Annotated in this window: 16 protein-coding genes; 3 read left to right on the top strand and 13 right to left on the bottom strand. The window is 67.2% G+C overall.

Annotation, left to right across the window (positions count from 1 at the left end; all coding sequences use genetic code 11):
- Positions 1-197 precede the first annotated feature (197 nt).
- From BLU29_RS04700 to BLU29_RS04715, 4 genes are all read right to left on the bottom strand, one after another.
- Complete coding sequence (locus BLU29_RS04700) at positions 198-1,373, bottom strand: rod shape-determining protein (RefSeq protein ID WP_091055537.1); 1,176 nt, start codon at positions 1,371-1,373, stop codon at positions 198-200.
- A 13-nt stretch (positions 1,374-1,386) separates the two neighbouring features.
- Entirely contained in the window at positions 1,387-1,836 is a 450-nt protein-coding gene (locus BLU29_RS04705) for a hypothetical protein (protein ID WP_157693624.1), read from the bottom strand.
- 103 nt (positions 1,837-1,939) lie between these two features.
- Complete coding sequence (locus tag BLU29_RS17880; protein ID WP_172830204.1) at positions 1,940-2,458, bottom strand: M3 family metallopeptidase; 519 nt, start codon at positions 2,456-2,458, stop codon at positions 1,940-1,942.
- 118 nt (positions 2,459-2,576) lie between these two features.
- Positions 2,577-2,915, bottom strand: coding sequence for a hypothetical protein (locus BLU29_RS04715; protein WP_091055542.1), 339 nt, complete (start codon positions 2,913-2,915; stop codon positions 2,577-2,579).
- A gap of 379 nt (positions 2,916-3,294) precedes the next feature.
- Here BLU29_RS04715 and BLU29_RS04720 point away from each other — a divergent pair, with 379 nt between their 5' ends.
- Positions 3,295-7,203 carry a CHASE domain-containing protein gene (locus BLU29_RS04720; RefSeq protein ID WP_091055544.1) on the top strand — a complete coding sequence of 1,303 codons (3,909 nt, stop codon included), beginning with the start codon at positions 3,295-3,297 and terminating at the stop codon, positions 7,201-7,203.
- A 64-nt stretch (positions 7,204-7,267) separates the two neighbouring features.
- Here the strand turns inward: BLU29_RS04720 and BLU29_RS04725 are convergent, their stop codons facing one another.
- The 5 genes from BLU29_RS04725 to nagB form a co-directional block, all read right to left on the bottom strand.
- A complete protein-coding gene (locus BLU29_RS04725; RefSeq protein ID WP_091055546.1) occupies positions 7,268-8,119 on the bottom strand; it encodes a PIG-L family deacetylase in 852 nt (283 codons plus the stop codon).
- Positions 8,116-9,537, bottom strand: a complete 1,422-nt coding sequence (locus BLU29_RS04730; RefSeq protein ID WP_091055547.1) for an ROK family protein — start codon at positions 9,535-9,537, stop codon at positions 8,116-8,118. The genes BLU29_RS04725 and BLU29_RS04730 overlap by 4 nt, the downstream gene beginning before the upstream one ends.
- A 61-nt stretch (positions 9,538-9,598) precedes the next feature.
- Complete coding sequence (locus tag BLU29_RS04735; RefSeq protein ID WP_091055549.1) at positions 9,599-11,401, bottom strand: MFS transporter; 1,803 nt, start codon at positions 11,399-11,401, stop codon at positions 9,599-9,601.
- A 40-nt stretch (positions 11,402-11,441) separates the two neighbouring features.
- On the bottom strand, positions 11,442-13,619 hold the full coding sequence (locus BLU29_RS04740; RefSeq protein ID WP_172830205.1) for a family 20 glycosylhydrolase: 2,178 nt from the start codon (positions 13,617-13,619) through the stop codon (positions 11,442-11,444).
- Positions 13,606-15,567 carry a glucosamine-6-phosphate deaminase gene (gene nagB, locus BLU29_RS04745; RefSeq protein ID WP_091055551.1) on the bottom strand — a complete coding sequence of 654 codons (1,962 nt, stop codon included), beginning with the start codon at positions 15,565-15,567 and terminating at the stop codon, positions 13,606-13,608. Before nagB ends, BLU29_RS04740 begins: the two co-directional genes overlap by 14 nt.
- 82 nt (positions 15,568-15,649) lie before the next feature.
- Here nagB and BLU29_RS04750 point away from each other — a divergent pair, with 82 nt between their 5' ends.
- Entirely contained in the window at positions 15,650-16,558 is a 909-nt protein-coding gene (locus BLU29_RS04750) for an AraC family transcriptional regulator (protein WP_091055553.1), read from the top strand.
- A gap of 155 nt (positions 16,559-16,713) precedes the next feature.
- Here BLU29_RS04750 and BLU29_RS04755 read toward each other — a convergent pair whose 3' ends face one another.
- Entirely contained in the window at positions 16,714-19,641 is a 2,928-nt protein-coding gene (locus tag BLU29_RS04755; protein ID WP_157693627.1) for a TonB-dependent receptor, read from the bottom strand.
- Between the two features lie 1,111 nt (positions 19,642-20,752).
- Between BLU29_RS04755 and BLU29_RS04770 the strand changes: the two genes are divergently transcribed.
- Complete coding sequence (locus BLU29_RS04770; protein WP_091055559.1) at positions 20,753-21,148, top strand: PIN domain-containing protein; 396 nt, start codon at positions 20,753-20,755, stop codon at positions 21,146-21,148.
- 626 nt (positions 21,149-21,774) lie between these two features.
- On the opposite strand, the gene BLU29_RS04775 is transcribed toward BLU29_RS04770, so the two are convergent.
- From BLU29_RS04775 to BLU29_RS18290, 3 genes are read right to left on the bottom strand one after another with little or no spacing between them, the layout of a single operon-like run.
- Positions 21,775-22,062, bottom strand: coding sequence for a hypothetical protein (locus BLU29_RS04775; protein WP_091055560.1), 288 nt, complete (start codon positions 22,060-22,062; stop codon positions 21,775-21,777).
- Positions 22,059-22,307, bottom strand: a complete 249-nt coding sequence (locus BLU29_RS04780; protein WP_157693628.1) for a type II toxin-antitoxin system prevent-host-death family antitoxin — start codon at positions 22,305-22,307, stop codon at positions 22,059-22,061. Before BLU29_RS04780 ends, BLU29_RS04775 begins: the two co-directional genes overlap by 4 nt.
- A gap of 31 nt (positions 22,308-22,338) precedes the next feature.
- On the bottom strand, positions 22,339-22,827 hold the full coding sequence (locus tag BLU29_RS18290; RefSeq protein WP_172830206.1) for a hypothetical protein: 489 nt from the start codon (positions 22,825-22,827) through the stop codon (positions 22,339-22,341).
- Positions 22,828-22,838 lie beyond the last annotated feature (11 nt).

Consider the following 22,838-nt stretch of genomic DNA (forward strand, 5'->3'; position numbering starts at 1 on the left):
CCGTCCGTGTCCGCCGTAGCCTTGGCGAAGGCGGATGGTCGCCCGCCTCTCCCAATTGCTCGAGACCGTCTGAGGTAGGGCGCGGACTCCGTCCGCGCCTCGGCGGGCAACGGAGTGCCCGCCCTACCTAAATACGTTACCGGCGCGCCCCCGGCTTGCACCGGAGGCGCGGGGCGACCAAAAACACGGCCTGAAGCTCAGGCCAGGAGGTGCTGCCACTGGTCTTCGCGGGCGGAGCGGGCGGCCTTGAGGGCGCCCACCGCCACGAAGCGCTTGTATTCCGGGCCGGCGAGCTTGACCTTGGGCGCTTCGAATCCGTCGTCCGCCAGCTTCTGCTGGATCACCGTGTCGAGGCCGCGGATGCGGCTGCCGCCGCCGGTGATGACGATGTTCTGCAGGAGCTGCGCCACCGAGTCGGACGAGGCGCGGCTGATCAGCGTGGTGAGCGCCGGATAGATTTTTTCCAGCAGGCGGTTGCAGGCGCGGCCGATGGTGTCGCCGAGCTCGAGGGTGTGGCTCTTGCCGCCGATGAGCACCTTGACGTCGATCGGCTTGCGGATCGCGCCGACGTAGGAGTGTTCCTCCTTGATCGAGCGGATCGTGGCGCGCGACAGGCCGTTGTTCGGGTAGGTGCGCTGCAGGTCGTCCTCGATGAGCTTGTCCACCGCGTCGCCGGCGAAGGCCAGGCTGATCTGGTCGTCCGCGGTCGGGAAATAGCCCTGGATCAGGCAGAGGTCGCTGGTGCCGCCGCCAATGTCGATAAAGAGCGAGTTGGTGACCGGGTCGACGTAGTTCGGCTGGCCGAGGCGCGACTCGTCGCGGAAGCCGAGCGCGGCGAGGAACGGCTCGGGGATGAGCAGCACGCGGTCGAAGACGCCGGCCGCGCAGTTGCGGATGTCCTCGCGCGCGGGCTGGCCGGCATTGGCCGGCACACCGATGACGGCCCGGATCTCGGCCGAGTTGGTCGGATCGATGACGGCCCGCACGCGGCGGATGAAGTCGCGCGCCGGCTCGACCTGGGCGATGATGCCGTCCTCGAGCGGGGCGATCATCTTCATCTGCAGGCGGTGGTTGAGCGCCTCCTCGCCGATGAGCGTGGTGGCATTGTTGGCGATGATCCCGTCCACCAGGCCCTCGCGGGCGTAGCCGACGACGGTCGGGATGATCTTGCTGACGGTGGTGTCCTTGCCCTCGGCGGGCCCGGCGAGGATGCAGGAGGCGTTGGTGCCGAGGTCGAAGCCGACGAGGATCTTCCGGCGGTCGCCGGGCCGGCGCAGCGGAACGGACTCGGCGGGACGGTCCAGGATTGCTGTCGCGGAACGCTCGGTGGTGGTGACGGACTTCTTTTCGGTGGTGGCAGTGGTGGTTGTCATTTTTCGTGGTGGTTCAGGACTCGCGGTGGGTGGCCGGCGGCGGACGGCGGCCGGGGCGCTCGGCCGCCAGCATGGCGTCGAGCAAATCGGGAATGGCCGGCGGCCCGGCTGGCGGAGCGACGGCCACGGGCGCCGACGCAGGACTGGAGCGAAGCCCGCCGGAGCGGGGCGGGCGGGGTTCCGCCGGCCAATTTTCGACCAGCCGCGGGATCAGAAGTTCGGACAAAATCACGGCCTCCGCCACGCGCCGCTCCTCCGCGGCAAACATCGCCTGCAACTCCGTGTCCGGCAGGACCGCCGGGCCGTGCGCCAGCCGCAGGTCGCGCACGGCGTCGGCCAGTTCATTTTCCTGCAGCTGTGCGGCTTGCGGTGTGTCGCCCTGCTCGCGCAGCAGGCAGATCTGCCGCACCACGCGCGCAACGCCGGCGGCAGCGGACTGCAGTTCGATGGAAGGATTGTGCAACAAGGACTGACCCTACCGACCGGCCGGGTGTCGCTTGGTTCAAAAAAATTCCCGGCCCCAAGGGAAGCCGGGAATCATCCCTAGAAGTGACGGGAAGTCCCGGTTACTTCGTCGCCTTGATGCCGACATATGCGAGGTAGGGTTCCTGCGCGCGCGGCCGAGGAACTTCTCGACCGACTCGGCCACGTCGTGGGTGTGGCCCACGCCGTAGACCTCGTCGCGCAGCCGGCGGCCGACCTTCCCGTCGAGGAAGCCGCCCGGCGCCGCCTGGAAGACGCTGGCCATGTCGATCGCGAGCACCTTGGCCCACTGCCCACTGATAGCCGGCATCGTAGCCGGCGAGGTGGCCGAAATAGGCGACCAACGCGGTGTCCGCCGGCGGGGCGACCGACACGCGCTTGAGCACGGCGTTGCTCACGGCGACGACGTCCATTTTCTGCGCGTCAGCGGCGGGCACCGCGTGGAACGCAAGATCGATGAGGCCGAGCGCGAGCTGGCGGCGCGTGGCGAAGCCCTCGGTGGCCTGGCGGGCGGCGGCCTGGGCTTGGAAGGCGGCGAAGTCGGCGGGTTTGGCCCGGACCTGGGTCAGCAGGGCGGCGGGCAACAAAAGGCCCAAGGCCAAGGCCGGACGGAGAAGGCGGGAGGGGAATGGCCTGGGGGGATGATTGTCCTTAGGATACGTTCCGCCTGTTGGACGGCTCAACCCCTAAACGACCGGCCGCACTCCCCCCACCGCCGGCCTACATCGGCGGCCGGCTGCCGTGTTCCTCGATCTCCGTCTCGAAAATCCGCTGCAACCGGTGCGTGGAAACGCGCAGCTTCAGCACGCTGCGCAGCAGCCCGCGATTGTGCGGATGATAATGAAATTCCGCCGCTTCGTCGCGAAATTCGCGCCGGTTGCGCAGTTCACCCACGCCGCGCACGAATTCGAAATCCGGCGAGACATAGTCCCGGTTCAAACCCAGCAGCCAATAGATCGGCTTTGCATGCCGGTGAAGGCTGCGGCTCACCAGATCCCGCTCGAACCGCTCCACGGGGATGCGACGCTGCGTGCAGTAGAGTTCGCGGAAATTCTTCACGGGCCGTTGTTTTTGTAGCAGCGAACGTGCCGGATTTCGCCGAGCAGCGACAACACAGGAAAACCCCCATTAACAATCGGGAATATCAGGCGGCGCGACCCCGCCGGCGCTCGCCCCCAAAATCAGGGCGCTCACCTCACGGCGGGAATCAAAATGCTGTCGGCAACGCGATCACCGGCCGCTGGCGCAGTCCGCGTCGCCCCGGACACTCCGGCCGTAATTGGGGTGGACTGTCCCGGCGTGAGGCGTCATCCGTCATACGTCGCGATGGTGCCAACGTTTTCTACGATCCCGTCCCCGTCCCGCGCCGACCGGCAGGTCGCCGGGAAATCTTCCTGAACCAGACGCTTCAGCCGTGGCGGAACACTCCACCCTCCCCATGGTTCCTCCCCGGCGTCCTTTCACGGTCGCCAACCTGCAGCCGGGCATGTGGCTGGTTTCCCTGTTGTTCGTGGCGGCCGTCTACTTTGCGGCGGCCCGGCTCGGCCTGCTGCTGGCCAGCGTGCACGGCAATGTGTCGCCGGTCTGGCCGGCGACCGGCGTGGCCATCGGGGCCCTGCTGCTCGGCGGGTGGCGGCTCTGGCCCGGGGTCGCCCTCGGGGCGTTCCTGGCCAATGCCCTGACCCCGGTCTCGCTCCTGGTGGCGGCGGCGATCGGCACCGGCAACACCCTGGAGGCGTTGGCGGGCGCGTGGATCGTGCGCCGGTGCATTGCCGCCCTGCGGCACGGGGAATTTTCCTACCTCGCGGAACCCGCGGGGCTGGCGCTGGCCGCCGCCCTGGCCCCGGTGATCAGCGCCAGCTGGGGCGTGCTGACCTTGCTGGCCGGCGACGCCATCCCTTGGTCGATCAGCGGCACATTGTGGTGGACGTGGTGGGTGGGCGACGCCCTTGGCGCCCTGGTCGTGACCCCGCTTTTGCTGGCCGGACGGGATCTCATCCGCAGCTGGCGCCCGCGCACCCTGCGCGATTATGGCCGGGCCCTGCTGGTGCTGGTCGCAGCGGACGCCGTGGGCTGGCTCGTGTTCTTCCAGCCGGTGGGCAACGGGTTTCTCTTCGCCATTTTCCCCGTGCTGCTGCTCGCGGTGGTTTGGTTTGGCGCCGTCGGCGCCCGGCTCACCGCCTTCCTGATTTCGGCGCTGGGCATCGGGGCCGCCTTCCTGGGCACCGGGCCCTTCGCCGGCGGTTCGCTCAACGAAGATCTGCTGCATCTCCAGCTGTTTCTGACCTCGGTCGCCGCGGCCGCGCTGCTTCTGCCGGTGTTCCGCGCCACCGGCCGGCTGCTGCCGTCGAGCCTGCTGCTGCTGGCGGGGTGGGCGTTGAGCGGCTGGCTTTTCTCCTCGCTGCATCAGGACCGCCTCAAAGCGGATGCCCTCCACTTCGACCGGCTGGTGGAAGAGGCCACCGGCCGCATTCACCAGCGGCTGGTCACCTACGAGGACACGCTGCGGGGCGGCGCCGGCCTGCTCGGGGCGGCCAAGTCCACCGGGCCGGCGGAATGGCGCGCCTATGTGGATTCCCTCCAGCTGCTGGAAAGGTATCCCGGCGTGCAGGGCCTCGGGGTGGTTTTTCCCGTAACCCCGGAGAACACCGCGGGATTTCTCGCCCGGATGCGCCGGGAGGGCGCGCCCGACTTTGCGATCCACCGCCCGCCGGGCGCACCCATCGACCCGGAACGGGGCGAACAATTCGTGCTGGGCTACATCGAACCGCTGGCCGACAACCGCCCGGCGCTGGGCCTCGACAACGCCGCGGAACCCAACCGTCGCGCCGCCGCCGAAGCGGCACGGGACAGCGGCCGGCCACGCATCTCCCGGCGCATCATTCCCGTGCAGGATGCCGACCAGCGTCCGGGTTTCCTGCTCTTCGTCCCCGCTTATCAGCCGGGCCAGCCCATGGAGACCGTGGCCCAGCGCCGCGCCGCGCTGATCGGCTGGGTGGATGGCGTGTTCATCACGGAACTTTTTCTCCGCGGGGTGCTCGGTCCCGAGCCGCGCGAGCTGGCGCTGCAGCTTTATGAGGGTCCGGCCGCCGTGCGGGAACAACTCCTTTATGGCCCGGCGGCCAATCGCGGCGGTGCCCCGGCCATCGAGCGCACCACCCGGCTCGAAATGGACGGCCAGATTTTCACCCTCGGCTGGAACCGCGGTCCGGCTTTCGTGGCGGCGGGCCCGTCGGCGGCCGTCTGGGCCGCCACCAGCTCGGGCCTCGTCTCCCTGCTGATGATCGGGCTGGTCGTCAGCCTGCAGTCCGCCCGCCACCGGGCCCGCGCCCTGGCCGCGGAACGGACCGAAGAGCTGAACGCCAGCGAGGAGCGCTTCCGTCTGTCGATCGACAATGTGCAGGACTACGGCATCTTCGCCCTCGATGCCCTGGGTCACGTGGCCACCTGGAATTCCGGCGCCGAGCGCAATACCGGCTACACCGCCGCCGAGATCATCGGCCGACATTCCTCGGTGTTCTACACCCAGACCGAGATTGCCGCGGGCAAGCCGGCCCGCGAACTCGCCGCCGCCGCCGCGCAGGGGCGCGTGGAGGACGAGGGTTGGCGCCTGCGCAAGAACGGCTCGATCTACTGGGCCAATGTGGTCGTCACCGCCCTGCGCGGCCCCGACGGCCAGCCGGCCGGTTTCCTGAAAATCGTGCGCGACATGACCGAGCGCAAGCGGCTGGAACAGTCGCTGGCGCAGGCGCGCGACGAGGCGCTGCAGGCCTCGCGCCTCAAGTCCGAGTTCCTGGCCACCATGAGCCACGAGATCCGCACGCCCATGAACGCCATCATCGGCATGTCCGGGCTGCTGATGGACACCGACCCGACCTCCGAACAGCGGCTGATGGGCCGCGTGATCCAGACCAGCGCCGACAGCCTGCTCTCGATCCTCGATGACATCCTGGATTTCTCCAAGATCGAGGCCGGCAAGCTGCGGCTCGATCCCGCCGACTTCGACCTCCGGCTGGTGGTCGAGGAAACCCTCGCCCTGCTCGCCCCGCGCGCACACCAGCGGGGCCTGGAGCTCCTGTGCGCCTGCGACCCCTCCCTCGCCCAGCCCCTGCACGGCGATGCCGGCCGGATCCGGCAGGTGCTGACGAACCTCGTGAGCAACGCCATCAAGTTCACCGAACAGGGCGAGGTGTCGGTGCGCGTGGACACCCTGCGCGAGCCGGCCGGCCGCAAGGTCTTTCGGGTCACGGTCAACGACACCGGCCCGGGCATTCCCCCGGAGGCGCGCGCCCGGCTGTTCGAGCCCTTCACCCAGGTCGACGGCTCCGCGACCCGGCGCTTCGGCGGCACAGGACTCGGCCTCGCCATCTGCCGGCAGCTCGTCGAACTGATGGGCGGGCGCATCGGCTACGACAGCGCGCCCGGCCACGGTTCGATCTTCTGGTTCGAACTCGAACTGCCGCGAGGGGCCGCCCTGCCCGCCAGCGAACCTCTGGCCACCCTGCCCGCCGGCCTGCGCGTGCTGATCGTGGATGACAACGCGACCAACCGCTGGATCCTGCTCGAGCAACTCGCCCCCTTCGGCCTGGAGATCAAGGCCGTGGCCGACGGCTCGGCGGCCCTCGCCTGGTTGTGGGCGCAAGCCGCCGTCGGCGAGTTCTGCCATCTCGTGCTCCTCGACTACCACATGCCGGGCATGAGCGGGCTGCAGCTGGCGGTCGAGATCCGCGCCGACCCGACGCTCCGTCACATCCCGCTCGTCATGTTGTCCTCGGCCGGCCCGGTGGAGGATCCCACCACCGCCGCGGCCGTGGGCTTCGCCGCCTGCCTGATCAAGCCGGTCCGCGAGGCCCAATTGCAGCGCTGTCTCGCCCGAATCCTCGGCGGCCAGGGTGTCCCCGCGCTGGCCGCGACGCCACCGGCCGCCAAGGCCGCCCCCGGCGGGCTGAACCTGCTGTTCGCCGAGGACAACAAGGACAACCAGCTCGTGCTGCGCATGATGTTCGAGAAGATGGGGCATGCCGTCGCCATCGTGGAGAACGGCCAGGAGGCCTTGGAGCGGCTGGCGGGGGGAAACTTCGACGCGGTGCTGATGGATTGCGAGATGCCCGTCATGGATGGCTACGAGGCGACCCGGCGGATCCGGTCCGGGCAGGAGCCGGGCGTCAATCCGCGCGTGCCGATTATCGCGCTCACGGCGCATGTTCTGCCGGGCCAGCGCCAGAAATGCCTGAGCGCCGGGATGGACGACTACCTCGCCAAGCCCCTCCGGCTGACTGCGGTCCGCGAGACCTTCATCCGCTGCGGCCTGCTCAAGGGCATACCGCTCGGCCGGAGCGAGTCGTGATTTCCTGCCGGCGATGGTGTTGCGCCGTCCGGCTTGGCTTCACTTTTCGCGAAGGCGGCGCTCTTCAACGAAATTTGGCAATCCGGCCGGCGATGTCGGCCTGCAAACGTGCGACAAAGGCCAGCGTGTAGGCCGCGACATCAAGCGTGGCATCGGTCACCAACGGCGTCAGGTCCATCGCCCAGGTGATGCCCTCATACTTGTCCGTCGCGTGCGACGTGTTGAAGGTGGCGTTGGCCGCGCGCCGGCCGAGGGTGGCCAGGTCGTAGCGCTTGCCGCCCGTCACCTGGGAATCGAACACCTTGAGCAGGTCGAGGGCGAGGGCCGGATGCCGGCCCGCATCGAGCGCCACCTTCTCGGCATCCACCAGCCAGTCGAGATCCCGCCAGACCTCGCAGCCCAGGACCCGGCGGGGACGAAGCCCGGGGGGCAAGGCGCGCAGCGCTTCGAGGCAGCGCAGCAGCACGGCCACGTGCGTGTCATGCTTGTCCGCCGGGCTGTGCAGGTAGACCACCTCGGGCGTGCAGCCGCGGAAGATGGCCGCGAGATCGGCGGCCACACCGGCATGGCCGGGGTTTTTGACGTCGGCGCTGGGATGGGCGAGCTGGAGCTGGATGGCGTAGCGCCCGATCTGCGCCGCCTTCCGCTGTTCATCGCGGCGGACGGCCTGCATCTCATCATCGCTCAGGTGCGCGTAGGAGCCCGTGCGGGGCGAACCGGCGCCATTGGTCACGACCACGCCGCCAAACGCCTTGCCCGGGGCATCGAGGCAATCGCTGATGCCCGCGTGCGCCATGATCTCGATGTCGTCCTGGTGCGCGCCGATGCAGAGGTGGGTGACCCGGCGAAGGGCCGCTTCCGGCGTCTGTTCGCCGGCGGGCACGAAGATATCGGCCGAGGGATGGGAGAGTTTCATGGCAGGGAATGGATGGCGGGGGCGGGTTGGCCGAGGGCCGGCAGGCTGGCGGCGGCAATGGCCTGGCCGTGACGCTTGGATTTTTCATCCGGCATGTGCAGCTGGAGCCGGGCGGCCAGGTCAGGGAATTCGTCCCGCAGGACCGCCGCCGCCCGGTTGAGGATCACCGCCCCACCCTCGCCGGAGGTCACCCGGCCGAGGAGCAGCAGATGCCGGAACTCGTAGAAGTCAGCATAGTGCGCGAGGGCGTAGCCGAAGCAGATGCCCACAGCCTCGTAGACGGCGCGGGCCCGGGGATCGCCGGCGGCCAGCGCCTGCTGGACCATAACGAGTTGTTCCGGGACCGGCATGCCCGCCGCAAAGGCAAACCCCGCGCGCTGCGCGAAACGGGCGACACCCTGCTGCGAAAAATACTGGACGCCGCAGCCGATGTCCCCGGACCATTCGTCGCCCGGGGCGCCCGGATTGTGGTCGATGGGAGCGAAGGCCAGCTCGTTGAGCCACGCGGTGATCTCCCCGGAGGCGCGCACGTAGCCGCCGGCCATGCTGGTGCCCATGGAGACCCCGAGCACCGCGTTGTCGCTGAGCGACATCGAGCCGGCGAGCGCGGTCACCTCGCCGTCGTTGGCCACCTCGAAGGGCACGCCGCCCCAGCGTTCGCGCAGGGTGAAGAACATCCGGCGGATGTGTCTCTCAAAAAGTTCTGGCGGCACGCCCCGGAAGAGCGAGGCGACCCGCACCTCGTTGTTGACGTAGACCCCCGCCGCGCTGCCCCCGATGGCATCCACGCGCGGCAGGTGGGCCGCCGCCCGCTGCAGCGAGGCGTGCACCCCCTCGATATGGTAGGCCGGATCCTGCTGGAAATACGGGTCCCAGGCGACCTCCTCGGAAAAGACCACGCGGCCGTCAACCACCGCGGCCACCTTGCGGTCGCTGCCGCCGATGTCGAAGCCGATGCGGCAGCCCTGGAGGTTGCGCCCGAGCGGCAGACCGGGCGACCGCTCCTCCGGCAGCGCGGCAAATCCCGCCGCCGCAATCCGGAACGGCCGGCCGTAAACCGTCTCGCCCATGAAGGCGTGGTCAAAGGTCCGTTCGCCGGCCGGGTGGTAAATCCGGGCCAGGCGGGCGGTCACCTCGTCGGCCCCGGCGACCAGCACCTCCGAGCCGCCTTTTTGCCAGAGCAGGAACTTCAGCAGCCGCTCCACATATTCCAGGGTCAGCGCCGCGGCCGGATGCGCGGGGCCGAGCAGGCGGGTGTCGTGGCGCGAGACCGTGCCGTCGGGCCGGCCCAGCGTGATGGCGCAAGGCCGGGCGCCCGGGTCGCGGGCGACCAGCGACTGGTAGGCGCGGTTCCAGAGCGAGGCGGGCCGGAAATCCGGCTCCAGGGCGGAAAGGAAACGCGGGTGCAGATCAAACATGGGAAGACAAGGAGTGGAAATAATCGGGCAAAGCCGTAGCTACGCGGATCGCGGCAACGGCTCAGGTTTTGCGCGCGCCTTTTTCAAACGCCGCCTCGATCTCCTCGAGCGTCCGGCCCTTGGTCTCGGGCAGGAAAAACGCGGCGGTGACGAAGTAGACGACGGTGCAGCCGGCGAACAGGAAAAACATGGTCGAGTAGCCATGCTTGCCGACGGTGGGCAGAAAGACCGCGGCGATCGTGGTGGAGACGGCCTGGTTGAGCGTGAGCGCGATGCTCATGCCGTTGGACCGGATGCGCGTGGGCATCAGCTCCGACAGCGCCAGCCACACGCACACTCCCGGGCCGATGGCGAAAAACGCCATGAAGCAGAAGGTGAAGACGGCGGTGAGCCAGCCGTTTTGCGTGCTCGGCACCGGCGTGACCAGGGCGTTCTCAATGACGAGCGGGGCCGTCCGGGCCGCCTCGAGGCTGGCGAACGGGTTCGAGAAGAACGCGCTGACCTTGTTGCCGGGCACACAGTTGTCCCGGGTGATCTGGAGCGGGGCCGCCGCCGCGTCGTCGGAACGCACGATCGCAGTGGTGGCGCGGAAGCCGCCGTAGGAATAGATGACGCTCAGGGTCAGCGGCTGGCCGGGAAGCGCCCGGCCGGCGTCGCCCGCCGGGGCCAGCAGCGCGCGCGCGGTGTCCGCGTTGAAAACGACCTTCGCGGTCTGGTCCGCCGCGACCAGGGCCTGGACCCGGGGGCCCACATCGACGCGCAGCCGTTCCGTCCGCTGGAAAAGCAGGCCGACGATGACGAGCGAGGCGATGATGCCGGCCGTGCCGAGGGACAGCAGGAACTTGCGCCCCTTGCGGTCGACCAGCATGACGGCGACCATCGTCATGAAGAAGTTGACGAGGGTGAAGATCAGGTTGCCGTAGTGCGCCTGGACATCGGAGAGCCCGCTCTGGATGAAGATATTGGCGTTGAACCCGATGATGGAGTTGACGCCCGTGGCCTGGTTGCAGGCGAGGATCACGCAGGCGAGGATGAACGGGATCACGTATTTCCGACGGAGGAGCGATTCCCTCGCGCCGCCGCCGGCCGACGCCTTGTCGCGCTCGGCGGCCGCGCTCGCCTCCATCTCCGCCAGCTCGACCCCGGCCTGGGCCGCGTCGCGGGACCGCAGCAGCGCGGCACGGGCGGCGTCCTTCCGGCCGCGCAGGAAGAGCCAGCGCGGCGACTCGGCCACGAGAAAGCTGCCGGTCACGAAGAGGAGGCCGGGGGGCAGCGAGACCCAGAAGATGCTGCGCCATGCCGTGTCCTTGAACGCCAGCAGCCGGGCCGCGTCGCCGAGCTTCGCGACCTCATCGACCCGGTAGCTGAAATAGAGCGCGATGATGGCCGCGATGACGAAGCCGAAGACCAGCATCCACTGGAAGACGCCGGTGCCCTTGCCGCGATCCTTCGCGTCCAGGCATTCCGCGAGGTAGAGCGGAATGACGACGCCGACCAAGCCGCCGCTGACGCCCTGCAGCAACCGCCCGAAGACCAGCGGCCCGTAGCCGTGCGACAACGCGATCGTGGGGATGCTCGCGACAAACAGCACGCCGCTCAAGGTCATCAGGGTCCGGCGGCCCAGCCAGTCGGCCAGCATGCCGGCGAACAGGGTCGAGATCGCGCTGCCCAGCAGGACCGCCGCGACGATGAACGACAGCTGCCCCGCATTGAAGCCGGAGGTCGCCTCCATATACGGATACGCCCCGGCGATGATGCCGACGTCGATGCCGTAGAGCAGGCCACCGAGTCCCGCGACGAAGAGGAGCTTGCGGTTGTAGGCGGCCAGGGAATTCGCGGTGGGGGCGGCAGGGGTGATGGGCATGAGGGGCGGTGAGGGTTGGGGTAGCGCGCGGGAAACGGGTTCAGGGCTGGACGGCGGGCCTGGCCATGTCCTGCACGTGCCGACGCCAGGCATCGGCGCCGAGGGTCTTGCGTTGATCCTGCTCGGCCGCCGCGACGACCAGCAGGCGGAGCGGGGCCATGACGGAGAGTTCCGCCGCCGCGTGCGGCTGCGCGGCGAGGTCGAGTTCCGCCAACCGGGCCTGCAGCCAGCCGGCGGCCGGCGCTTGTCCGGCCACGAGCAACTGCACGGCGGCGCGTCCCGCGGCACCCGCCTCCCCCAAGGCGCGGACCAACGGCGCGGCTTCCAGCAGCCGTGGCGACTGGCCCGCGAGCCCCGGGCCAAGGATGCCGGCGGTCTGCTGCCACGCCGCCAGCTGCCGGGACACCACGTTGAAATCCGCCCCGGTCGGAGCCGGGGCAAAAACGCAGGCTTCGACCGCCGCGGCAAACGCCCGCGCCGCGGCGCCGTCCGGCCGGGTGCAATCGACGAGGTCCGTGAGGGGCGTCAACTGGTTGGCGCCGGGCTGCTGCCGGCCGCGCTGGTAATCCCGCACCGGTTCGAGCAGGTCCACGAAGTCGCGCAAGGCGGCGAGGGCGGCCGGCGCCGCCTGGTCGCCGGCGAGACGGCGGAGCGCCGGCTCGAGATAACTTTCGTGCCGGAGCCCGGTCTCCTCCAACCGGCGGCTGACAAAGCCGAGCCGGCGATACATGTCCGGCACGTCGCGCACCTCGCGCGGCGACCACAGGCGTTCCGCGATCGCCGCGGTGCGCGGCCAGATGCGCGAATCGATCGTCTCGGGCGTCACCCACTCCGACCACATCGTGGCTTCGCCGCCCAGGACGAGCTTTTGCTGCGCCGCAGTGAGGGCGGTGCCGGCCGGCACCGGGTCATTGAGGTAATATTCCCAACCCGGATGGTTCAGGTCGATGTAGTAGCCGTTGGACAAGATGGTCTCGAATCCGTGTTTGGTGGCGTCAGCGATACCCTCGGGACCGCGCCAGGAATGAACGACGCTGCCGGCCGGCAGATCGGGGTGCAGGATTTCGTCCCACCCGATGAGCTGCTTGCCGTATTTGGCGAGGATCGCGTGCACGCGGGTGTTGAAATAGGCGTGGAGGCCAGCGTTGTCCCGGAGGTTGCGCTCCTTGATGTAGGTCTGGATGCGCGGACTGGCGTTCCATTGCACCCCGTTGTTCTCGTCGCCGCCGATGTGGATGTAGGGATCGGGGAAGAGCGCGGCCATCTCACCGAGGAAGCCGTCGAGCACCTCGTAAACCCGCGGGTTGGTCGGATCGAGCACCGGATCGAACACCCCCCATTCGCGTTCGATCACATAGGGACCGGGGGCGCTCGCCAGCTCGGGATGACCGACGACCCAGGCCGTGGCGTGGCCGGGGATGTCGAACTCCGGCACCACGCGGATGCCGCGCGCCGCGGCGTAGGCGATGATTTCGCGCATCTCCTGCTGGGTAAAATAAAGACCGTCTGAGCCCAGTTCATGCAGGCGCGGGAACTTCCGGCTTTCGATGCGGAACCCCTGGTTCTCGGTCAGGTGCAGGTGCAGCACGTTGAGCTTCACCAGCGCCATTCCGTCGAGGTTGCGCTTGATGACCTCCAACGGCTGCCAGTGGCGGCAGACATCAATCATCAGCCCCCGCCACGGAAAGCGCGGATGATCATTGATGCTCACCGCCGGCAGGAACCAACCCGCGGAGTCCGCCTGGAGCAGCTGCTGCAACGTTGCGCAACCGCGCAGGACGCCGGTCACCGTGGGCGCTTGCAGCACGGCCTGCGTGGCCGTGACCCCAAGCGTATAGGACTCGTCCTCGCCCAGGGCCGGCACGGCCGGGGCCGGACCGCCGCACTCGATCACCAGCGAAGCGCGCGTCGCATCCTCGGCGAGGGCGAACCCGCCGGCGAGGGTATGCGGGAAGGTCAGTCCGGTGCGTTCCTCCGCCGCGCGCAGCAGACGGAAGAGCCCGTCGCGCAGCCGCGCATCGTCATGACCGTGCACCGCGACCCGAAAGAGCGGCGTGACCGCCAGTCGGCCGGCCGCATATTGCAGGGACTCCGGTGCCGGCATCAGGTTGTGCCCCGCCGGGGCGGCAGACAGCGCGCCGCAGCCCGAGATCAACAAAAGGCCGGCGAGTGCGCGCAGAGGGAAACGGCCGTCACGGCGGGGCTCAAAGTTTGACATGGCGGAGAAATTCGTCGGGCGCGTAACGCTTGAAGGCCTCGATCGCCTCATATTCGGCCAGGCCCAGGGTGTTGTAGGACTCCGCGAGCCGGCGGCTGCGGTCCTCGGTGCGCTGCCAGAATTCGCGCCGGTCGTCGCCGGGAAACAGCGCCTGGTCCTTCTGGGTCTCGTGCCGGAAGATGGCCCGGCGGCGGCGCAGGACCTCCTGCGGGCTCAACGGCACCGCCAGGTCGATCTCGTCGAGCTCCCACTCCGCCCAGGCGCCGCGATACAGCCAGAGTTCGGCCTCGGCAAACCACGGCTCCTGCGCGCTGCGCACCAGCGCCTCGCGCAAGGCATGCAGGCAGATGCGATGCGTGCCATGCGGATCGTCGAGGTCGCCCGCCGCGTAGACCAGGTGAGGCCGCACCTCGTCCAGCAGCCGGTGCATGATATCCACGTCCGCCACCCCGAGCCGCCGCGCCACCGGAGCGTCGTAGAACGGAAGATCGAGGAAATGCAGCCGTTCCTTCGCCACGCCGCAAACCCGCGCCGCCGCCGCCGCCTCCTGCCGGCGGACCAGGCCCTTCCAGCGCTTCACCTCCGGGATCGCGGGCAGCGCGCCCTTCGTCTCGTAAGCCGCGCACCACTCGCCCAGCTGGGCGCCGGTGGCGCCACCGGCCAGGCCGGCCGCCCGGGCGAAAAGCAGCGTACGCCAGAGCGTCTCGTCGGAGACGGCATTGGCGCCGGAGACCTGATGGGCCACGTGCACCTCGTGGCCGTGCTCCACCAGGCGGCAGAGCGTGCCGCCCATCGAGATCACGTCGTCGTCGGGGTGCGGGGAAAGGACCAGCACGCGCTTTGGAAACACCCCCGCGGACGAGGCGCGGAGCGGGCGCGCCGGCGCGTCGCCCGGCTGCGTGCGGCGCGGATCGCGCCCGCCCGGCCAGCCGGTGATCGTATGCTGCATCTGGTAGAAGCCGGTGCGGTTGGCCTCATAGGCCGAGCCGTGGACGCGGAGCAAATCCTGCAGCCCCGCCTCGTTGTAGTCGTCGTCCGTCAGCTTGAGGATGGCCTTCCCGCGCTGGCCCGAGAGCCAGAGTATCGCCCGGCGGGTCATCCGCTCGTCCCAGGCAAGACCCTGGTCCTCCAGCGGGCCCAGCAACCACGGGGTCCGGAAGCGCGTGAGCGCGCCCGCGGCGGCGTGATCGAGGATGAAGATGGCATTGTCGTGTTCCTGCAGGAACGACGCGGTGACCTGCGCGGTGACCCCGCCCTCCACGGCGTTGCGCACGATGCCGGCCTTGTGCTGGCCCCAGGCCATGAGCACGATCCGGCGGGCCTCCAGGATGCTCCGCACGCCCATGGTCAGGGCGTAGCGCGGCGTGTGCTCCTCCCCGCCAAAATCCCCGGCGGCGTCCCGCCGCGTGATCGGATCGAGGGTCACCAGCCGGGTGCGGGAACGCTGCGGGCTGCCGGGTTCGTTGAAGCCGATGTGGCCGGTGCGGCCGATGCCAAGGATCTGGAAATCAATCCCCCCGGCGGCGGCGATCATCTCCTCGTAGGCGCGGCAGTGCGCGTCCACCCCGGCCTGCGGCACCGCGCCATCCGGCAGGTGGACATTCGCCGGCGGAATGTCGATGCGGTCGAACAGGTGGGTCCGCATGAAGTGGTGGTAGCTCTGCGGATGGTCGGCCGCCAACGGGTAGTATTCGTCGAGGTTGAACGTGACGACATTGGCGAAGCTCAGCGCCTCCTCGCGGTGGAGCCGGATCAGCTCGGCGTAGAGGCCGAGGGGGGTCGAGCCGGTGGCCAGCCCGAGCACCACCGGGCGCGTGCCCGCCGGGCGCGAGCGGATGAGCCCGGCGATTTCGCCGGCCACCGCCCGGGCGGCCGCAGCGTTGTCGGCGAACACGGCCAGCGGCACCTGCTCGTGGCTGCAACGCACTAGGGGGGTGAGGGTGTTCATCGGAAAGTCTGGAGTAGCCTGCGCATAATAAGGCTGGAGCCCGCTAGAAAAAATGGCAATAACGACTATGTTTTTATCATAAATGCCACTGCCTGAATCCCCCACCCTCGAGACGCTGGCCGCCGGCCTGCCCCAGCCCCCGCACCAGCTGCTGGGCCGCCGGCCCGGACCGCTGGTGCTGCCCGACAATATCGTGTGTTTCCAGCGGCGGGCCGCCTCCGAGCTGAACCGGCCGCGGCGGGGCCGGGCGCTGCACCACCGTTTCGTGCTCATCATCGCGCTGCAGGCGTCGGTGTCGGTCTGCGTGGACGATCGCGTGATCCGGCTCGGGTCCGGCGAGGGCCTGCTGGTGTTCCCCTTCCAGTTTCACCATTACATCGACGCCGGGCAGAAGGACCTGCTCTGGATCTTCATCACCTTCGACCTGGCGGACTCCGAGTCGCTGCAACCGATGCAATACCGCCCCTTCCTGTTCACGCCGGCGGCCCGGGTCCTGGCGACGGAATTGATCGCCGCCTATGAGAAGGAGGGACGGATGTCGGAACTGCCTGCGCTGCTGCTGGCGCTGCTGCTCGCCCGCCTGCGCCGGCAGGGACCGGCGCCCCGCCGCAAGCATGTGCCCGTCGCGGCCCAGGGCATGCTCATGCAGGTCAACCAGCTCGCGCACCGCACCAACGAGCCGCTCGGCATCAAGGAAATCGCCGCCGCGCTCGGGATCAGCCAGAGCCATCTGCGGGCGCGTTTCCGTGCCTCGTGCGGGGTGAGCATCGGCCGCCACCTGCGGCGCCTGCGGCTCGAGCGCGCCAGCGGCCTGCTCCGGCTGACCCCCAACCGGGTGTCGGAGATCGCCGAGCAGTGCGGCTTCAACTCGATCTACAGTTTCAGCCGCGCGTTTCATGCCGCCTTCGGCCAGCCCCCGGTCGCCTACCGGCAGTCCGTCGGCCCCCACGGCGGCCCGCGCCACCGCAAGGGTTCCACGCGGCACAGGTGATTTTCGCCGGCGGTTCCCGGTTGATCCCGACGGGTGATGGCCGGCACTTTGCCGTGATCGAGAGATCCGTCCAAGAAAAAGGCCCGGATGCTTGCGCATCCGGGCCCTGAATTGGCCGTCTTGATTCTTTCGGGCAGAAAACCGCCCGGCGGAACTCAGAACTTGTAGTGCACACCCGCCGAGTAGCCCCGGCCGGTCTTGTAGGCGTCCGCGAACAGCTGGCTGCCGCCGGCGATCGGGTTCGAGAAATACTGCTGGTAGGACTCGTTCAGGAGATTGCGGGCCGTCAGGGTCAGCGAGAAGTTCTTGCCCAGGTTGATCGAAGCGTTGGCATCCAGCGAAGTATACGGCCGGGTGAAGACCGTCGAGGAACCGTTGAACGAACCCGTGGCGAAATCGTCGCGCCAGGAGTAGGTCAGACGGACCAGGCCGCGCCGGTTTTCAAAGTAGGGACCGATATTGATCTGGTTCTTCGAGGCGAACGGCAGCTGGCCGTTCACGCCCTGGGCGGAAAGGTGCGTGTAGTTGGCCGACAGACCGAACCCGTTCGCGAACTCCTGCTGGTAGGACAGCGCGACACCCTTGGAGGTGGCCTTGCCGCCGTTCTGGGGACGCGTGACGTAGAAATACTGGTCCTCCCAGGTCGTGGTGTTGGCGTGGATCTCGGGCGTCGTGACATTGACGATGTAGTTCTCGATGTCCTTGTAGAAAACATCGACGGAGAAGTATGAGTTCTTCGCGAAGTAATACTCGTAGTCCAGGTCGAGGTTCACCGACTTGTAGGGATTGAGGCCGGTGGTGCCGCCCACGCCGTTGCCGCCAATGTCACCCGGGGTGTTGATGGGATACAGCGTCGTATAGCCGAACTCCTGGAGGAGGTTCGGGCGGGACATGACCTCCGCCATCGCGAAACGAATGACCTGGTCCCGGCCCGCGTCGTAGGCGAGATTCAAGGCCGGGAGAATGTTGGTGTAGGTGTTGTCCACCTTGGCCGTGATGGGAACTTCCGTCGCGTCATACTGGGCCTGCGTCCAAGCGGCCATGTTGGCCTGCGCCTGGGTCTGGCCGGGCGCCGGCACGGGAATGGGCTGATAGCCCGGGGCGCCATACTGGCCGAGCGAGGCGGCTGTCAGCGGCTGGCCGCCGGGCAGTGCACCGGCATAGGGCGAGCCCGAGATCCGACCGACATTGATCGATGTGCCGGTCGTCGCCGTCTCGACAAAACGGACACCGAAGTTGCCGCTGAGGTGGCCGGCATGGAACGGGGCCTCGAAATACATCGCATTGATGACTTCCTTGGCATTGAAGGTGGGCCCGACCGTGGCGGAGTCCGTCGGCAGCGCGAGCCAGTCGTTGATCACGGCATAGGGATGCGCGACGGAATATTGGGCCAGGGTCTGGCCGGCGGTGACGCCCGGCCAGTAGCCGGCGGAAATATCGGTGGCCGACGCCGGGGTGTTCGCGGTCTGGTTGAAGATCGCGTTGAAATTCCCGACCGGATGGGTGGCCATCGATGAGGTGATGCCGCTCAGGCCGGAAAGGAAATTCCCCGGGGCCGCCTGGAAGAGAGCCAGGTAATTGCGCTCGCCCGGTCCGAAGAACGCGACCTGGTGGGCGGAGAATTCCGAGGTGTCATGCGCGCTGGAACGGAAACCCACCAGCAGTTTGCTCAGGAAGTCGTTCTTGAGGGGAACCTCAAAATCAGCCTGGGCCCATTTTTCCTGATCGACTTCGGGCTCCTCGACGAGGCCGCCCCAGCCGGCATTCTGGCTGGAATTGAGTGTCACGTCGCCCGTCGTCGCATAGGTCGGTCCGGTCACGGCGGTGAAGGAGGCCGAGCTCGGACCCTCCGTGATGCTATAGGGGTCGAAGATGTTCGCCCCGCGGTAGGCCTGCATCGTGGTGCCGCCGGTGGCGCGGGTGTAGCCCACGTCGCCGGTGAGTTTGAAGTCACCGGACGTGTAGATGAACTTGAAGTCATGCACCTGCGTCTTGATCTGCGCCTTGCGGGCGAAGAGATCGACTTCGATCTGGTTGCCGGTGTAGCTGCCCGAGGTCAGCAGGCCGTTGCTGAACGTCGGGTTCGCGACCGGGCTGCCGGTCATATACATCGGGTAGAAGGAGGTGTTCGTGTTGTCCATGTTCTCGTTGACGAACAACCCGGTGTAATCGATTTCGAAGTTCTCGGATACCTTGTATTCGATGGCGCCATTCGCTCCCTGCCGGTGGCGGAGCTGTTCGAACAACGCCGTGTTGATGACCTCATCCATGACGAACCCCTTGTTCGGGCCGGCCGCACTCGGCTGCGTGGCCACGCCCACCTGCGGATAGGAGGGGTCGCTGAAGTTGTTCTGCACCACGATGCCGGATGAATCCGTGTAGTTGCCCAGGACGCCGAGCGCCTCGACGCCGTCGCGGCGGATGTAGTCCTTGCTATCCTGCGCCCCGACCATGATGCCCAGGGTCTTGCTGTCGTTGTGCCAGCTCACGGTGCCGCTGAAGCTCGGCTCATATTTCTTGCTGAGCCCGTTGTAACTCTCGGTGGCGGAGACCGCGGCCGCGAAGGGCTGGCCCTTCAGCGGGCTCGCCGTGTTGACGATGATCGTGCCGCCGATGGAGCCTTCGAGCAGGCGGGGCTCCCACGTGCGGTAGACGGCGGCCTGGCCGATGACCTCGGGTGCCAGCAGGGCGTAGTTGAACTGCCGGCTGGGCGTATCGAGGATATACCAGTCTGCGGTCGCGATCGGCTGGCCGTTCAGCAACGTGCGGTTGAGGCTCGGGTCGGTGCCAAGAATGCTCACGCGCTCGCCCTCGCCGAAGAGCCGGTCGATGGTCACGCCCGGGATGTGGGAGAGCGACTCGGCCAGGTTCGTGTCGGGGAACTTGCCCACGTCCTGCGCGGTGATGACGTCGATGTTGGCCCCGGCCTTGCGCTTCTCATCGAGCGAGGCGGCCAGGCTGGCGCGGTAACCCGACACGACGAGCTTCTCGAGCTGGATCGTCTTGTCGGGGTCGGCCGGCTTGGAGTCGGCCGGGGCCGCGGTTTGGGCGGAAAGCCCGCCCGCCAGGGCGAGAGCCGCCAAGGCGCAGGCGGAGCGGAGGAAAGCAACTTTTCGAACACCGCGGGAACGCGGCGGAAGGACAGGAGTGAAGGTTAGTGTCGTTATCATGGTCAGGGATTATCGCAACGCATCTACAGCCAAATCTCCGCGGTCGCCGCTTGCTGCCTGAGTCCCGAAACCGCGCGGTTCGCCGGCGGCCGCGCTGCGCGGCCGGCCCCGAAGGAGCTTGCACCCCGCGCGACTGGGCCGCGCGGGACACACCGGAAAAAGGGAGGTTTGGGGATGATTCAAGTGGGAGTTCACAACCAACGCCGGGTTAATTGTTGTATCATACAAATGAGGTCCCTTTTAAAAAATGGCAGTAGCGACTATGTTTTTAACAATAATGCTACTGTAAATCAGACCCCTTCAACGCGACCCGCGCCGGTATTTTGGACCGGATGCCGGGTTGGTCTCCGCAAAAAAACATCAGGCGCAGACCAGGCGGGATCCTTCGCGGCCGAGGGGGAAATCCGCCTTCGGGGCGATGGGGATCGGCGCGACTCGATCGCGCCGGCCGGCCGCAGGTTCAATATTCCGGATGGAACGTTCCGCCGCAGGAAGCGCCGGTTCGGCCGGACCGTCCGCAAACCAGGCCGGGCGGCCGATCGGCAAAAGACCGCGTGCTGCGGCGGTGCCCCCGGGCTTTTTCCAATGCGGAAAGGGAAGGAAGGATTCGCTTCGCTCAGGGCTGCGCTCCAAAGCCTGCGGCTTTTGAACCGACCTACTTTGTTGCGCTTTTTAAGTAATCGACCTTTCAAAATGCACTGAGGAAGGAAGCCGGCATTCAATCTCAATTACCCGATTGCTTTTGGGCTAAAAGGGTAAGACGGTAAGACATGGAAACTACACTTTCAACAAAAGGCCAGGTCGTGGTGCCACAAGGCGCCAGGCGAAAGCTCGCACTTCGTCCAGGCACCAGATTCGCCTGCCGGGTTACCAATGGCTCGATCGTGCTGACCCCGAAAACGCTCCCGCCAGGCCGGCCGCGTTTGGTCCGCGATCACGCCACCGGGCTGACCATCACCCAAGGACCGGAGAACGGACCGACGGTCACGGGCGATACGGTTCGGGCTATTCTGGCCGATTTCCCATGAAGCACCTCCTCGACATCAATACGCTGATCGCCCTCGGGCACTCCGCCCATGTCCACCACACGAGGGCCATCGCTTGGTATCGTTCTTTGGCGGGGTCGACGACCACCTTTTGCACCTGCGCGATCACTGAATTGGGGTTCGTGCGCGTCGCGGTTCAAGCAGGTCTGCAAACCGACGTGCCGGCCGCACGCAAGGCCCTGGCCGCCCTAAAGTCATCGAGTTCGATCCCGTTCGAGATGATAAACGACGCGCTCGGCGTCGACCGGTTGCCGGGCTTCGCTAAAACGCCTCCGAAACTCACCGACGGGCATCTGTTCGAGCTGGCGCGAGCTAACAAAGCTCAATTCGCGACTCTCGACAAAGGCATTCCTGGCGCCGCCGTGTTGCCGTAGCTGGCCTTCCGGCGCAGCATGCGGCGTACGACGCACACGACTGACCAAAGTGCCACGGTGCGGCGTGACGATCCCGCAAACTTTTGTTCACCGCATGCGCCAAAAGCCTGCCGGGCCTGGCGCCAGCCCTCGCCGGCAGCTGGTTGGGCTGGGTTTCGCGGCGGGTGGGAAATTTTTGATACCCGCTCACGGACCTCCACCCGTTTCTCCGGTTGGTCCGCCGTGGTCGCCCAACAGCGGCCGTCAAGTTTCCCGATGAGACAGGCCACAATGGTAAGGCTCACCCCTGGGCCGGCGCAGTCGCCCGAGGGAGAACGTCCGGACGAAACCCCGCACTGTTGTGCGGACAAAGTGGGCCGGGATTTTTCGTCATGGACCATTGCCCCAATTGTGACACGAGGCTGTTCGATATCCCGGGGTATTCCATGGGGTGGAGAGGCGATAGCCAAATGCGCCACCGAGCTGACTGGCGTCTCCGGCCAGCCCTTGCTCCTCCCGTCCTGAGACCCGGTGCGGGGCGATCATGCGGCCGCAGTCTTTCTGATATTCGAGGGAGCAAGTGACGTATCCATGCTCGCGCCTGCAGACCAACTGTTCCGGTGCGCTGGTAAGCGCACCGGTGCCCATTACGACTTCAACCGTTTGATGAATTCGGCCTCAAAGAGGTCATAGACGAAAGCCCGCTCTTCCATGAAAACGGCCTCGAGGGCCCCGTCCGCGGCGTAGGCGAAAATAATCCGAAACCGGCCGACCCGCAGCCGGTAATAGCCGGCCAGGTTGCCTTCCAATGCCCGGATGTCGCCGCGTTCGGCCCGGAGTTCCTGCAAAGCGTGTTTCACCGCCCGGCGGGACTCCGGGGCCAGCCGCTTCGCGAAGTCGATCACTTGGACGGCCGGACGCAGGACGCGGTTCATTCGGGAATGTCGTGGAGCTTGCCGAACTTGGTCTTGCCCTCCTTGTGCTCGCGCAAGGCCTCCATCGCGGCGGCGTTGCCCATGATCTCCAACGTCTCGGCCACGGCACTCATGCGCTGGTAGCCCATCACGCAGGCGACCGGCTCGTCATGGCGAGTGACGGTCACGACGGACCCTTTCTCCGCCGCCTTGACCAGCGCGGGGAAGGTATTTTGCCCCTCAGAGACACTAACGGTAGATTTCATAGAATTACCTGTATTATCCATCCTGGAGAAGTCAAGCGACGGCTTTTGCCGCTTCCCGTCGCACCAACCCGGCCAGTGCTTTCAACTGGAGCGGGCCAAGTGCCAGCAGCGACGTAAGCGGCTTCTTTAATGCCAGTTCCTTCTCCGCGAAGCTATAAAGCTTGGGCTCGACCCAACCCAGCGTGATCCGGTGGGCGTGGATGACGCGCAGGTAATCCGCCCGGTAGGCCACCGGATTGCGGCCACGCAGCCGTGAGCGGTGAATCGCTCGTTGCCGCCGCAGGAACCGCCTCAATCGGTTCGAACCGGCCATCCGGTTCGTTCTGGAGGCTAAACACGGGGGAAATCTGCTCGCCGCAGGAAAACCGGAAGAAAAACGCGATTTCCTCAAAAAAATCGACCCGAACTTACTTGTGGCCGAAAAATCGTTGGCCCTGACTTTCAAAAGTCCTTGGCCACACGTTGTAGATTTCAATTCCACACCTTCACCCGTTTTTGCCGATAACGAGTTCTCCCTCACGGGAGTAAAGT

Source organism: Opitutus sp. GAS368, from assembly GCF_900104925.1.
GTDB lineage: Bacteria > Verrucomicrobiota > Verrucomicrobiia > Opitutales > Opitutaceae > Lacunisphaera.

What these genes read in the sequence shown, in the direction of transcription:
- BLU29_RS04700 (WP_091055537.1), bottom strand. Translation starts at nt 1,373, where the DNA reads ATGACAACCACCACTGCCACCACCGAAAAGAAGTCCGTCACCACCACC.
- BLU29_RS04720 (WP_091055544.1), top strand. Translation starts at nt 3,295, where the DNA reads ATGGTTCCTCCCCGGCGTCCTTTCACGGTCGCCAACCTGCAGCCGGGC.
- BLU29_RS04725 (WP_091055546.1), bottom strand. Translation starts at nt 8,119, where the DNA reads ATGAAACTCTCCCATCCCTCGGCCGATATCTTCGTGCCCGCCGGCGAA.
- BLU29_RS04730 (WP_091055547.1), bottom strand. Translation starts at nt 9,537, where the DNA reads ATGTTTGATCTGCACCCGCGTTTCCTTTCCGCCCTGGAGCCGGATTTC.
- BLU29_RS04735 (WP_091055549.1), bottom strand. Translation starts at nt 11,401, where the DNA reads ATGCCCATCACCCCTGCCGCCCCCACCGCGAATTCCCTGGCCGCCTAC.
- BLU29_RS04740 (WP_172830205.1), bottom strand. Translation starts at nt 13,619, where the DNA reads ATGTCAAACTTTGAGCCCCGCCGTGACGGCCGTTTCCCTCTGCGCGCA.
- nagB (WP_091055551.1), bottom strand. Translation starts at nt 15,567, where the DNA reads ATGAACACCCTCACCCCCCTAGTGCGTTGCAGCCACGAGCAGGTGCCG.
- BLU29_RS04750 (WP_091055553.1), top strand. Translation starts at nt 15,650, where the DNA reads ATGCCACTGCCTGAATCCCCCACCCTCGAGACGCTGGCCGCCGGCCTG.
- BLU29_RS04770 (WP_091055559.1), top strand. Translation starts at nt 20,753, where the DNA reads ATGAAGCACCTCCTCGACATCAATACGCTGATCGCCCTCGGGCACTCC.
- BLU29_RS04775 (WP_091055560.1), bottom strand. Translation starts at nt 22,062, where the DNA reads ATGAACCGCGTCCTGCGTCCGGCCGTCCAAGTGATCGACTTCGCGAAG.
- BLU29_RS04780 (WP_157693628.1), bottom strand. Translation starts at nt 22,307, where the DNA reads ATGAAATCTACCGTTAGTGTCTCTGAGGGGCAAAATACCTTCCCCGCG.